Consider the following 13,283-nt stretch of genomic DNA (forward strand, 5'->3'; position numbering starts at 1 on the left):
AGACCTTTCGCTCCGGGTTCCAGCGAAAGCCAGCTGCCCCAAGAAGTTGCTTTCTGGCAGACGTGTTGCCGGACGCCATAACGCAAAGACGGCCATCCTGCGTGGTGGCCGTCGTGTAGGTTACCCCGTCCAGCTTTGGCAGCGATGCCAAGGCCGGGTGTAGTGCCTTGTCAGGCGGCGTGGGGCGTGACTCAGTGTGGGGAACTGGCTGTCCATGCGCAGTTGCGGCGCTCCCTTCCACCTTGTGCCGTGGCTGACGTGCTGTGCGTGGCTTGGCAGACGTATCGCGGGAAGCAGCTTCGCCGTCGTCATCGTCCTCCGTCACCATGCCGAGCATGGCCGAGAGCGCATAGCGACGGGCATAGGTCATGGCGCTACCATATCCTTGCGGGTCTGCCTTCGGTAGGGGCATGACCAGCAGCGACGATTGCCATTGGCCGGATTCCGCATGCGTGAGTTTGGTGACGAGACCGAGGTGCCCAGCCTCTGCCGGGACCGGATACTGGGTCACCCAGATGCCGTTGGTTAGCAGCGCATCCCGGCAGGAATCCATGACAGAGTTGAGAGTTGCGTAGCGTGATTTGGCGAACGGATTCTCACGGTCCTTGATGGCCGGTTGCAGGGTGTGCTGAACGGCAATGAGGGCCTTGGCGAGGTCGGTGACCTCAGGGGAGGTACACTGAAAGTTGTCCATGGCGTCTCCTTGGAAAGAGAACAGCCCTGGTGCACGGGGTATCAGGGCTAGTGGCGGGAATAATTCCCTAGGTTCATTACTGTAATATATATCTGAAAAAGCGATGAATGATGCGCCCTCTTTATGTTAGTCGATAAAGATTTCTAAAATATACGACGAAGCGCCCCTTGAGTTTGCCTGTAGTCACGGGCATATACGCCCAGTTAAAAGGGTACCTTGTCTTGAGAAAAAATAAGGGCAGTGTGGCTTTCTGGCGGATGATGCTAGAGGGCATCTCGAAGTGGGTTCCATCCGTCTTGGCGCGGGTGCCTTTCTCATCGGGCGCACCCTTGGCGACAGCGGGTTGCGTCGCGAGCATCATACCCACCTGCTCTCACTGAAGACGCCGGAGGGCACATGCCTCGGCGTGGTGGACGACCATGTGTTCGCTGAAGGCGACCAACTCGTACTGCAGGGAGAACCCGAAACCATGCGCAGGCTTGCGGGGCTGCCGGGCATGGAGGGGTATGCCGTCGTGGCACCGAGCCTCGGGTCCGATCCCGAATGCGGAGCCCGGTGCTTTATCACTGTCCGTGTGCCAGCGGCTTCGGTGCTGGTGGGGCGCAACCTCGTGGAAAGTCGCCTCGGCAGTGCGTTCGGGCTCACTGTCGTCGGCATCCTGCGTGCGGAAGGCATCATCGTCATGCCGCAGCCTGCGGAGACGATATGCGCGGATGATGTTCTGGTCTTGCATGGTATGGAAGGTGATCTGGACGTGTTCGAGGGGTTGCAGGCCCTGGAGGTTTCGGAGTGCACTCCCCAGCTGGTGGCGGAGCTCGAATCGCAGAAGGTTGGCGTTGCCGAGGTACTGCTCTCGCCCCGGACGTGGAGTTGCCCCTGCTAAACCGGACACCCTGCGGTTGCTGATGCGCGGATAAATTCCCTGGGGGATTTCATCCGCAAGCCCTTGTGAGGGTGCCTTTCGTTGTAGTCCTCGAACCAGCCGGGAAGCTGGGCCAGAACCGTTGCCGCATCAGGACGGGCGTGAACATGCACGTAATCCCGCTTGAAGGTGTTCACAAAGGCCTCGGCCATGCCGTTGCTTTCCGGGCTGCGCACCGGCGTGAAGCGCGGAAGCAGGCCTAACAGTGTCGCGAACGCCACCGTTTCCCTAGCCGTGTAGCAAGAGCCGTTGTCCGAGAGCCACTCGACGGGCTGCGGGGCCTTCACGACCCCAAACCGCTTCTCTACGCACTCCAGCATCAAGTCCTGCACCATCTGCCCACTGATGCCCGCCGTGGTCGCAATGGCCCCCATGGCCTCGCGGTCGCAGCAATCAAGGGCAAAGACCACACGCACGACTTCGCCGCTGTCGCAGTGAATCTCAAAGCCATCAGAACACCAGCGGAGATTACTTTTGAGAGTGATGACCTTGCCGTCGTGGCTGCGGTCTGGCCGGTAGCCCTTGTGTCTGGCCAAAAGCAGGCCATGAAGGCGCATGATCCGATACACGCGCTTGTGGTTGACGCGCGCATGACCATCTTGGACCAGGCGGCGATTCAGCACCGCGCAGACCCGGCGGTAGCCGTAGGTCAGCCGATGGTCGATGATGTCCCGAATCAGGGGCAGCAGCACCTCGTCCTCAGCCTTGGAGTAGCGGGGCGGACGCTCCCGAGCGGGGTCTTTCACTCTTTCGGCCAGCCTGGAGCGCGAGACCGTCAGCGCCTCGGCGACACGCTTCATCGGGAACCGTCCTCCCAGGGCAACGGAGTGCGCGAGATCAGTTTTTTTTCGCGCGCAATCTCCAACGCCTCCTGAAGGATTTCGACCTCCATGGTCTTCTTGCCCAGCATCCGCTCCAGATCGCGTATACGCTTCTTGAGCGCCCGAACTTCTCCGGCTCCGACCACCTGGTCATCCGCTTGGACAGCGGTCTTGCCTCCGTCGCTCATGAGCTTCCTCCAGCGAAACAATTGGCTGGGAGAAAGGCCGTTTCTGCGGGCGACGTACGAGACGTTCATCCCCGGTTGCAACGACTCCTGGACCAGTTGAACCTTTTCCGCCACCGTCCAACGTCGACGCTGGACTGTGGTCAACACTTCCACCACTGCTTCCCCGTTAGCACTAGGTCTGGACATAGGGCTAGACCTATCTCCTATCGTTGGCGGGGTGTCCGGTCCAAATGGGGGCTACTCCAGGACGACCCTCGCGGGAAAGACGCTGACGGACTTGTTGTTCCGTGAACACTACGGGTTGAGCGTTCTCGCCATCTGGCGCAGGCAGCAGGCCCTGCGCACCGACCTCTCGACGTTGCCCCTGCAGTTCGGAGACGCCCTTCTGGTGTACGGCCCGCGCAAGAGCCTTGAGGCCGTGGCGCGTGACAGCGATTTTCTCGTGCTGGACGAGGCGGCCGCGCAGGCTCCGCGGCTCAGCAAGGCACCGCTTGCCGCGGGCATCATGTTCGCGGTCATCGCAAGCGCGATCCTGGGCCTTGTGCCCATCGCCATCGCGGCGTTGACCGGTGCCGCCATCATGGTAGTCACCCGCTGCCTGAGCATGGAGGAGGCCTACCGGGCCATCGAATGGAAGGTCGTGTTCCTTGTCGCGAGCATGCTGCCGCTAGGGGTCGCCATACAGAAGACGGGTGCGGCCCAGATGGGGGCCGAGGCGGTGGTAGCGATGGTGGGTGACATGGGGCCGCGCTGGGTCGTCGCCGCGCTGTTCGCCATCACCGTTCTCGGAACGCAGATCATACCCACAGCGGCCCTCGTGGTGCTGATGACGCCGGTCGCGTTGAGCGCGGCGGCCAGTCTGGATATCTCTCCGCACCTGCTGATGATGACGGTGGCCATTGCGGCTTCGGCCAGCTTTGCCAGCCCGCTGTCGCACCCTGCCCATCTGCTGGTCATGGGGCCCGGCGGGTACAGGTTCACGGACTATGTGAAGGTCGGCGTGCCCCTGACGCTAGTCACCATGCTGGTCGCCGTGTGGTTGTTGCCGCTACTCTGGCCTGCCTGATCCCCGGCTGGTCATGCCCGCCGTGGCACCGTGAGTGGGCTGTCGGTGAGTGAGCACCCTGTGTCTGACGGATGGGTGTGTGCGGACGGTCTTCCGTTATGCCCGCCCCTCGGAATGGGCGGTGTGTTTGCGGCGTTTACGCTCGTACATCAGGGTGTCGCACCGCTCCAGAAGGTCGTCGATGTGTTCCCCGTCCCGCGAGCAGACGAGGCCGTAGCTGAAGCTCACACGGAACGGATTCGTCGCAGTGAAGCTGTGGTCCTCGAGGATCCGTTCGAGTTCGTAGAGTCTGTGGTAGAGCGGGGCGGGATCGTTGTCGAACTGGACCACGGCGAATTCGTCCCCCCCCGAGGCGCATGACGTGAAAGCCGCGCCCGAAGCACTTCTTCAATCCCTCTGCCAATTCCATGAGTGCCCTGTCTCCGGCGGAGTGTCCGTACTTGTCGTTGATGCTCTTCAGGCGATCCATGTCGAGCAGGACAACGCACATCTTGAGCTCTTTCATGCGCTTCGCCTTGCAGATGGCTTACCCGCTTGCGGCGGTGCTTGAGCCTGAGCGACAGCCCTTCCTCCCGATACACTCGCTCGACGCGCTTGTGATTCACGACGATGCCTTCACGGCGCAAGAGGATCTGCAACCGAGGGCTGCCGAAGCGGCGGCGCTCCTCGGCCAGACCACGCAGACGGATGCGCAATTCAGCATCGCGATCCGGGCCTGGCGGCCGTCTGAAGGTCCGTCGGTTCATCTCCATTAGCTGGCAGACCCGCCGCTCTGAATAACCATGCACATCAATGGTATAACGCACGGCCAAGCGGCGCTCGGCGGGCTCTACCCGTTTTTTCCAAGGACTTCCTTGAGCACCTGGATGTCCAGGGTCTGCTCGGCCACGAGCCGCTTCAGGCGCTGGTTCTCCTCTTCAAGCCCCCTCAAACGACGGGCCTCGACCGCCCTCAGCCTTTTTTGAAATTGATCGCAATGAATTGATTATGCGTTTTGAAATCTGAGCGCTGTCCATTGGCACTTTCCAGCCACACATTTTGCACTCCAAGATGTAGTGTCCAGTGATTTGCACATGCAAAGAACCACACTTTTGACAGTAAAATTTATCCACACCACCTCTCCTCTAGCTCGTCATGAATCATCAACAATGCGTGGCAATTCTTTCTCTTCGTTGCATGCGCCCTAACTTCCCCACTCCTCTTGCTTGAATTTATCACTTAAGTCACTTCTAAGCCTGTTAAGCACAGACAAATGAACGACAGAGGATAGCCAAGCGCCCTGCGCTTAGAAATTAAACAATTTTGAACATTGCCTGCGGGGGGGGGCCTATAGGCAGTGATTCCTTTGCTGAGAGTGTCAGCCAGATTAATGACGACATAAAGATGCTAGCATTCGATGGTCACTCTAACGTTCTAGCTATGTGGAGTGTTTTTCAGGCTAGACGCCTGACTGCTACTGCTCCAAGTGTCGAGCAGGCCCTGCTAGCATCATGAATGATCTACAACACCTTTTCTTGCGGCTTAGGGAGCCCCCAAAAGGCCTGTTCCCAAGCTTTTATTGCGAGCTTGACAGACCCACTTTTCTGCCATGTCCGAATGGCTTTACGCAGCAATCTGCGCCTGAATTGGTAGTCTTCTACAAGCTTACCAACAGCGATACACCAAGAGTCCAACTGGTTATCAACGAGAATGCCATTATTTCCGCTATCAATACAATCAGTGTACGGTGGCACCGATGATGCTACAGAAATAATTCCACAAGCTGCGTAATGAAAATATTTAATAGGGGATTTGCACGAAGAAAACAAAGAATCATCTAGGGGAATTAGTCCTATTCCATTGTCAATTGAATTCAAAATGGCGCTGAAGGTGTCTTCCGAGCATTGAGGGAAAGTAGCCACACGCCCAGAAATTCCCTTAAATTGGCTAGCAATATGCCCTATAGCCACTACTTTCAGCGCAGAAAACGTTTTGCAAAGAACTCTGATGGGGGGAATTAAGAAGTCCACAAGGACAGTATCCGAAGAAGCGACAACAAGTGTACACTCATTGCTATAGTGTCGCTTTTCTGGTGCAGAGGTATGCTTTGCAGGGATATGGACATTTGGAATAATATAAACACTTTCTGAGCTTTTTAAAAGCTCTTCTTTTAGTCTGGGGGTAGTGCATGTAACCCTGTCAGCCGTGGCGATCGCATTGTCCATTAGAACCTTATCTGCACCTGAAATTCTATTCAAACTCCACTCTGGAAGTTTTGCAAGCAGATCATCGGTGTCATAAATGACAGACACCCCCAACCTGCGAGCAATCTTAAGGATATCTGAGGTGAAGATGCTTATTTCCCTGTGGGCGATAACAACATCTGCCCACCGCAAACACTCCAGCGTGCACTCCGCCCCCCTCATCGCCCTTACCTTTCCAGAGTGTACTCTGGCGTATTCCTGAAGGGGCTTGAGGAGGCGTATTATCGAAACCGAGCTATTCGGGTTGGGAGAGAGAACCAATATATTCTGCGGGACAGAATCAGAGTATGCATCATTGGAGAAACTCTTCTTTGAGGCTCTTATGACATGCTGGAATGTGTGATCGTGCTGGTTGAGCTCCATGTCAAAAGAGAACCCCTGAAGCGAAGCAGATGAAGGAAATACTCTGAATTCTGGTAAAAGCACGCTGTAACGACGCTCTATACCAAAGCCAGCCTCAATAAACATCTTGCGAAGGCTGTGCCAAGAAAAGAAGCGAACATGCGTTGAATCTAGTATCCCGTATTTTTGATATCCCCACAGTCCTTCTTCAAGCATAGAACGTATGCCGATGTGAGTAATGTTTGGGACAGACGCAATAACGACCCCATCATCTTTTAAGAAGCTAGCCACATCTACCAAAACAGCTCTAGGGTCCACAAGATGCTCAAGTACGTCACCCAGTATCACGGCATCAAATTTCTGCATCAATTCGACAGGACTGCTAGCGCAAAACTCCTCAATTGTGCCATGGAAAAATTCATCAACTCTATCAAAGTCTTTTGCATCAGTCAAAAAAGGTTCTACTGCGTGCACATATGCGCCATGACTACGCAGCGCCTCGCTAAAATATCCATTGCTACATCCCACTTCGAGAACCCTTGGCCTTGACACTCCAATATTTTGGCAGTGTTCCTGAAGAAATATAAATGCTTGGGTATGTGAATTGTTTTTTGCGGCAAAGTCTATTCGGCCATGGTAATTCTTGTATGGCGTGCTGTCCATTGTCCACCTTCACCTTGTGTCAACGCGATAGTGGCGCCTGCGTTGACACTAGAAATATGCATACCTCGCCACACCTAGAGGCAAAACGCTGCACTCTAGCCAGAACCGATTTATAATTTTCTCAAAATATGATTCTATCTCATGTCTCTTGCCCCCCCCTCCCATGAGTCATAGCGTGCGGTGAATTAGATCAAGCCAGCCTGCAAGACATCGATCAACATTGAATGCATCCATCGCAAAAATTCGAGCATTACTGCTTATAACCTTGCATTGGTCATGATTCTTTGACAGCCAAACAACACACTTCACGAGATCGTCAATTGTTTCACAGCAAAATCCATTAATTCCATTTTGCAAAAATGCGGAAGTGTCATCATTTCTTAGCACTACAGGGATGACTCCTGCCAGCATGCCCTCCACAAGGACGCTAGGCATGGCCGGACTCTTCAAAGGCATACAAAACACTGTGAATGCCCCCAGATAAGAGGCGTATAGTTGATATTTGGCTACAGCCCATGCCTGACGTGACTCCCTGTGGCCTGCATTCGGTTCAGGAGTGTTCATATATTCCAGCGGAAAAACCTTCTTAAGCTCAGATTCAAAGCGTATCCACTCGCCTCCTAATCCCTCACGCAGTACATTGCGTGGAAGGGTGAGGCAACCGTTTTGATGCCCCCCCTCGGGATACTCCTGCGGAGAAAACCCATGCCAAACAACAGAAGAGCGGGTGAAACCCCATATTTTCTGCTTTTGGTATGAGGTAAGTACTACATGGTCGTCCTGCAACAGCGCTCGCAGGACTGCGCGCCTTTTTTCTATTTGCAATTGGATATCCGGCCTTTCGGCTAACTCATGACTCGTTTCCGACTCTATGCAAAGCAACAGGCGAGGTATGTTTCTTGTCAGGCCAAGTTGGATTAAAAGCTGTTTTCCCCAAACAGCAAGAGAGTCATCGCCTTTGCCCGACAGAAGCAGGCTCTCGCTAAAAGGAATGATAGCAATATCATGCGCGGATGGGTCAACACTCTCCTGGCATGCGAGTTGAGCACTGTACGGCAGTGGGCGCAAGTCGTAGTCCCATGTGCCGCTAGTGAATCCGTCTACACATCCTGCAAGCGTAAACACGTGGTGCATCTTGAAGAGATCATACAGATACGCAAACGCAGCAGGAAACGTGAGTATTTTAAGCTGCTTTGACTGTGGCAGGACGATATTGGCACGGGACGGAGCCCGAAACCGTGCCCGTGCGTTGACTACTTCAGGGGCATTAGGCTTGCTTCTGGTTTTTGCGAGTAGATCCCTAGTTTTCCATTGATAATACTGCCTGTCCACCAGCATCAGCAGTGGATGTTTATCAAGAAGACGGTTCCAGTTGCGCAGGTTGGAGAGCGCTTTGTCTGCATTATATGAGTTGTCACCGTGGCGGATGTGCACGCAAACGGAATGTTCAGCAAACCTAATGATTTTTCTGTTAAAATAGAGCCTGGCCGCCAGTTCGTGGTCTTCTTCTCCATATCCGGAATTAGGAGCGCTGGTATAATTAAGCGATTCGTCGAAATAATGTCCGTTTAAGGCGGATTTTCGGAACGAAGTATTGCGCGTGACGTAACGGTAGATGCTGTTGGGCAAAAGGCGATTGTCTGACTCTCTGTCACGCAGCATCTGGGTAGAGATTATTTCCGGATTCACTTCACAAGCGCTTAGCCATTGAAAAACTTCTCCGTAATCCATGTTGAATTTATAGAAGCCAACAACGGCATCGCAGTCTCCAAGGCGATATTCCCAAAGATGATCGCTTAAGCTAGAGGCGCTCTGCACCACATCCCCGTCTGCTACCAGCACTATATCCGCCAAGGCAGCCTTTATCCCCCTATTGCGCGAAGTGCAGTTACCGGAGTTAACCGCATTGCGAAGGATGTGGACGGTCATGAATTTGTTCTGTAGGCCGGCGGAACGTTTCTCTTTCAGCCATGCCTCGATTTCTTTCACAGCGTTGTCTGGCGACGCATCATCCACAAGGACGACTTCATAGGGGCGCGCCAGATCTTGTCGATTAAGAGCCTCAAGGAACGCCTTCATCTCAAGACTTTTTTTGTAGATGATGCTGACAACGCTTATGGCGGGCTTGCCATCCCGCGCGAAGCCCAATTGGGGCACCCTGCGCAGGCGAAAAGGTTCCTCACCTGTCAAGCGAGTCAGCAGCGCTTCGAGAAACGGGATGTCCAGATCCACCGTGGAAAAAGCATAATATTTTAGCGACAACCGTCGGCCACTTTCCTGCCATCGGATAAAATGCTCATATGACGTTGTGATAGCGCATACATGTTGGAGAGGAAGGGTGTCCTGATTCAGCAATTGCCTCAGATCACGTTGTGGATTATCGCCAATGTAGACTATCTTGCGGCGGTTCTGGGCAATTGCGCACAGTTGCTCACTACTCATTCGCGCCAGTGCTTCGGAGCCCACTACATAAGCGTCGAGGTGATCCTCGTTACCAGTCCAGTCATCAGTGGACATCCGCGAAGCATGGCTGTTTTCTCGCGCTGCGCAATAGTCGAACAGCATGTTCCAGCCGCAGCTGCAACTGTCGCAGGGATCGCCCACAAAGCCAACATGTACACCTTTTGGAGAAAGAAAAATTTTAGTGAAAAACGCTCCGGCCCTGGCGCGGGGAGGGCGCCCCTCCTGTATGCCGTGCCTGAGAAAATGACGAAGGGGGGGCATTCCTGCATCAAGTACGTCTTCGTTTTTTGCAAGGTAGTACATGGCATCAAAGTCCGGCCCCGGATTGTAGTGCAGCATCTCTCCGTATCGTACGAAGTGCTCCAGCGCGTAGTAGCGCAATTTTGCAACAGTAGGATAAGCGTTATGATAGTGCTGTGGGTCGAAGAAAGGATGAGGAGCCCGATTTTCTCCTGATGCCAGGTAGTGCCCAACGAGGTCTTGACCGGCCATATTGTCGTCAGGTAGTTGTCTTGCATAAAATGCCTGATCGAAGAACTCGGTTTCCGCAAGCTTAAGCTGAGCATTTTGCTTCAGCGCTTGCTGAACTCCTGCCCGAAGCGAAGCCAACGCCGGGCGCTGCTCCAGCATGGCAAATATTTTTTCTACGCCTTGCTGCCCGACTGCAATTTTCGGAGTTGCCGAGTCGCACAACTCTCGGATTATCTTTTCCAGTTGTTGTACTTCAGCTACAAGCTGAGTCCATGCGGTGTGATGCTGGCGGACAGCCGCACTTTCGTCAGGTTCCTGCCTGAGTTTTCCCATGTCTGCCAACAGAAGTCTGGCTTTGTCTTTAATTTGCACAAGTTGCTGCGGGAAACGTTCAAAAGATACTACGCCCTGTGCTCCATTCAGACATTCAGCCATGAATGTCCTTACATGCTGAAGCAAGGTGTTCAGTTCCTGCACCGACTGCGCAACGCGGTCAGATTCGGGTTTTCCATTTTTTTCTTTCATCTGCAGCAGGTAGGCTTCCAGACATGCGCTTATCTCCGTGGAACGTTCAAGCAGCATGAACAGTTGCGGGTGGGGCAGGCGTGTAAGCTGTAGTCCATGAATGCTGCGAGAAACCTGCTGGCTAAAAGCAATAATGTCTTGCTTTACACTTGTGAGTGCTTCGGACATGAAATATTACCTTTGTAATTTTGCATTGAACGGCTGCGATGCTTCTATGATAAAATTGAATGCGCGCTCACAGCATCTGGCATCATGGTAGGCAAAAGTATTTTCAGCCCTGTTTTGATAGACTTCAGGCATTACGCCATCGGCACGCACAGCGTCTGTCAGCGCCGCAAATAAGGCGTCTTTATCTCGGCAAACAGGCCCAAATCCCATTGTTTCGTAATCAATATAGCCACTGACCCAGCGCTGGCTGCGAGTGAAGTCAGATTTGTTTTCGTACTGATAGTATACCACCGGCTTGCGCATGTAGGCCATGTCATAAGCTACTGAGGAAAAATCTGTAATCATGACCTTGCTCTTACGCATGATGTCGATCATAGAGCCATAGCGCTTGGAGCGTTTTTCAACAAAGTCGGGAAAAGGCATGTCCTCAATATAGTCTTCAAAGCAGGGATGGGCAAAAAAGACAACTCTGTAACTGTGCTGAGTCAACAATTGTTTCATGCGGGGATCATCGAAAAGCCCTTTCCACATCTGGACGAATTTTGAAGAATAAAAGTGCGGATTTTTCGCCCTGCGCTGTCCCTTGCCATCCCATTCTCCCACCAGATCAGCCCGCCAAGTGGGCATGATGAAAATAATATTTTCCCGCTCAACCGGGACAAGCCAGTTGTCGTAGCGGGGGAAGCCGCCCAGACGGACTTCTTTTTCGGACATGATGTAACGTGACTGATCGGCGGTAATCGACCGTGCCTCGTCTTGGGTGGCGGCAACAAAAAGATCAAAGGGAATGGAATTGAACCAGTCTGAAACATCGTCTTTAGTGACACCATGCGGCAGGCATACGAACCGAGGCTTGACGAAATCCGAAGTATAGCACTCATTAAGCGGTCGGAAGATATATTGGTCCATCTGGCTTGAAATAAGGTGCGTGCAATTGAGATGCAGGGCGAAATACTCCATTTCTCCATGCGGCACCAGGCGAAACCCCTCTGACTCCAGCCGTTTCCAGTCGTGTGAGTTTCGGTTGAGGACAAACCAGGCGTTCAATTTCGGATGGTTGCGAAGAACCCACCGATAGAGGTGTTCAGCATTATCGTCCGCCTCAGTGTCCTTGTCGATAAACATCCAAGCATTGCAAAATTTTTTCTGCATTACGCTGGAGCGTGCCAAGTGTCGCAGGGCACGGATGTCCGGCGGAAAAGCGCGATCGTCCAGGGGGGCTGGCGCGAACGCCGCCTGGACCTCTGACAGTCTATGGGCCAAACCGGCATTCAGACCCCCGACAGTCAAGGCATAGCGCACATTATCTTCGCCAGTTAGAGGTAGCCAGAGTATGCGTTCCAAAATTGTAAAGTTGCGGCCTGTATATACTGTGCGATTTTTAGTGTGCGCAGGCTGAAATGGCGTTCCGTTCTGTAAGAAACGCTCTTCTGGCGGATTGTCGCAGAATAAGTAGCGAGCCCGCAGCAATCGGGCCTTTTGATCAAGCCTGTCAAACGATACCTGCTGATTCCAGCCAAGGGTGCGGATGGCCTCAAACTGCCGTTCCTGCACCAAGCGAGTAAACATGTGCTGCGATTCAACCAGTTTAGCAAGGCTCGATGTTGCCTTGCTCTGGAGAACGGCCCACAGACGTTGGATGCCTGCATTGCGTGTCGGATTTTTTTGCAAGGCGGGAAGACGGCGCTGAAACACGTTGTGTCGTTCAGCTACAGAAGTCATTGCCGTAATGACCTGGCGGGCGTCGGCTTCCGTGCTTATGCCTTGCACTGCCTGCGATATCAAATGAGCAGGATAAACAGAAAGGTAGTCGTCAAAAAACGCATCTGCGAGTTCGATCCGTTTGTGTCTTTTGGCCTCAGTGTAAAAAATATCACAGCATTGGAAGTAGTTTGCATAGTGTTCTGCTGAATACCGGGTGGTGGAAAGAGAATCTTTTTGCTTCATCCAGTAATAGACGGTGTCTGGAATCCATACCATGCGAGTCACATGGAAAAAAAGACGGTTAAGCAGGACTATATCTTCCGCCGTACGCATGCCTTCTCCATTCAATATCGCATATCTGTGCAGCAGACTTTTGGGAAAAAGCCAAGTCCAGTGTGCACAAAGAAAAGGGGCAACCCCTACGCGTGCGGCTTCGTCAGCCGGCGAAAAAACTTCAGGCAGTTTTGCAGGGCGTTTCTCATGATTACGTATGGACCCATTGCCGTCAATCTCGTCATGGCATGCGCGCACTACAGCGTTATATCTTTTGTATGCCTCGTATCGCACTTCCAAGGAGCGCTCAGGTAGTAGGTCGTCAGGGTCTGCAAAGCAGATGGTTTCTCCAGTTGCTTCGACAATACCTTTATTGCGTGCCACGCCTGCTCCGCTGTTGACAGAAAGGCGTATCAAGCGGAAGCGGGGGTCGGTCGCTGCTACAGCCTCTACCATAGCTGCGCTCCCGTCAGTAGACGCATCGTCAATCATTAACACTTCAAAATCATCAAGCTCCTGATTTTGTAATGCTACAACGAAACGCTGCAACCATGCTTGCGCATTATACATAGCAACAACAACTGAAACCTTGGCCATGCTCTTCTCTCTTGCTACACAGCGATAAATTAAATTCTCACGCCAGCAACAGCGTCATCCAATGCATTTATTAATCTGCGACACTTTGAAATTTGCACAGCACAGACTTCCTGTCTTTGCTTGTCTTGCACACTCCACGATTT

At 53.2% G+C, this 13,283-nt stretch carries 8 protein-coding genes and 2 pseudogenes; 2 read left to right on the forward strand and 8 right to left on the reverse strand.

Going from position 1 to position 13,283, the window contains the following annotated elements; all coding sequences use genetic code 11:
- Positions 1-694: ERF family protein (locus FVW27_RS03405; protein WP_167122743.1), on the reverse strand; the 694-nt coding region annotated here is incomplete at its 3' end.
- A 280-nt stretch (positions 695-974) separates the two neighbouring features.
- Between FVW27_RS03405 and FVW27_RS03410 the strand changes: the two genes are divergently transcribed.
- Positions 975-1,577: a TrkA C-terminal domain-containing protein gene (locus FVW27_RS03410; protein WP_167122744.1), complete on the forward strand. Its 603-nt coding sequence runs from the start codon at positions 975-977 to the stop codon at positions 1,575-1,577.
- Here the strand turns inward: FVW27_RS03410 and FVW27_RS03415 are convergent.
- Positions 1,574-2,811, reverse strand: a protein-coding gene (locus FVW27_RS03415; RefSeq protein WP_167122746.1) for an IS3 family transposase whose coding sequence is annotated in 2 segments (ribosomal slippage) — positions 1,574-2,466 and positions 2,466-2,811 — 1,239 coding nt in all. Because the reading frame shifts where the segments join, the coding sequence is not laid out codon by codon here. The two genes, FVW27_RS03410 and FVW27_RS03415, sit on opposite strands and share 4 nt — an antisense overlap.
- A 31-nt stretch (positions 2,812-2,842) precedes the next feature.
- Here FVW27_RS03415 and FVW27_RS03420 point away from each other — a divergent pair.
- Complete coding sequence (locus FVW27_RS03420) at positions 2,843-3,691, forward strand: SLC13 family permease (RefSeq protein ID WP_341806057.1); 849 nt, start codon at positions 2,843-2,845, stop codon at positions 3,689-3,691.
- A 96-nt stretch (positions 3,692-3,787) separates the two neighbouring features.
- Here the strand turns inward: FVW27_RS03420 and FVW27_RS20785 are convergent, their stop codons facing one another.
- The 6 genes and pseudogenes from FVW27_RS20785 to FVW27_RS03445 all read right to left on the reverse strand — a co-directional run bounded on the left by FVW27_RS20785 (position 3,788) and on the right by FVW27_RS03445 (position 13,140).
- Complete coding sequence (locus FVW27_RS20785; RefSeq protein WP_341806058.1) at positions 3,788-4,021, reverse strand: diguanylate cyclase domain-containing protein; 234 nt, start codon at positions 4,019-4,021, stop codon at positions 3,788-3,790.
- Positions 4,022-4,091: 70 nt separating this feature from the next.
- A pseudogene (locus tag FVW27_RS21165) lies at positions 4,092-4,196 on the reverse strand (diguanylate cyclase); the annotation flags it as partial.
- An 88-nt stretch (positions 4,197-4,284) separates the two neighbouring features.
- Positions 4,285-4,443, reverse strand: a pseudogene (locus FVW27_RS21240) (IS3 family transposase); the annotation flags it as partial.
- Positions 4,444-5,190: 747 nt separating this feature from the next.
- Entirely contained in the window at positions 5,191-6,939 is a 1,749-nt protein-coding gene (locus FVW27_RS03435) for a methyltransferase domain-containing protein (RefSeq protein WP_167122750.1), read from the reverse strand.
- Positions 6,940-7,107: 168 nt separating this feature from the next.
- Positions 7,108-10,566, reverse strand: coding sequence for a glycosyltransferase (locus FVW27_RS03440; RefSeq protein ID WP_167122752.1), 3,459 nt, complete (start codon positions 10,564-10,566; stop codon positions 7,108-7,110).
- Between the two features lie 6 nt (positions 10,567-10,572).
- A complete protein-coding gene (locus tag FVW27_RS03445) occupies positions 10,573-13,140 on the reverse strand; it encodes a bifunctional glycosyltransferase/CDP-glycerol:glycerophosphate glycerophosphotransferase (protein WP_167122754.1) in 2,568 nt (855 codons plus the stop codon).
- Between the last annotated feature and the right edge of the window lie 143 nt (positions 13,141-13,283).

It is taken from the genome of Nitratidesulfovibrio liaohensis, from assembly GCF_011682075.1.
In the GTDB taxonomy this organism is placed as follows: domain Bacteria; phylum Desulfobacterota; class Desulfovibrionia; order Desulfovibrionales; family Desulfovibrionaceae; genus Cupidesulfovibrio; species Cupidesulfovibrio liaohensis.

Bases quoted from the DNA above. Each gene is read 5' to 3' on its own strand.
- FVW27_RS03435 (WP_167122750.1), bottom strand. From the start codon at position 6,939: ATGGACAGCACGCCATACAAGAATTACCATGGCCGAATAGACTTTGCC.
- FVW27_RS03440 (WP_167122752.1), bottom strand. From the start codon at position 10,566: ATGTCCGAAGCACTCACAAGTGTAAAGCAAGACATTATTGCTTTTAGC.
- FVW27_RS03445 (WP_167122754.1), bottom strand. From the start codon at position 13,140: ATGGCCAAGGTTTCAGTTGTTGTTGCTATGTATAATGCGCAAGCATGG.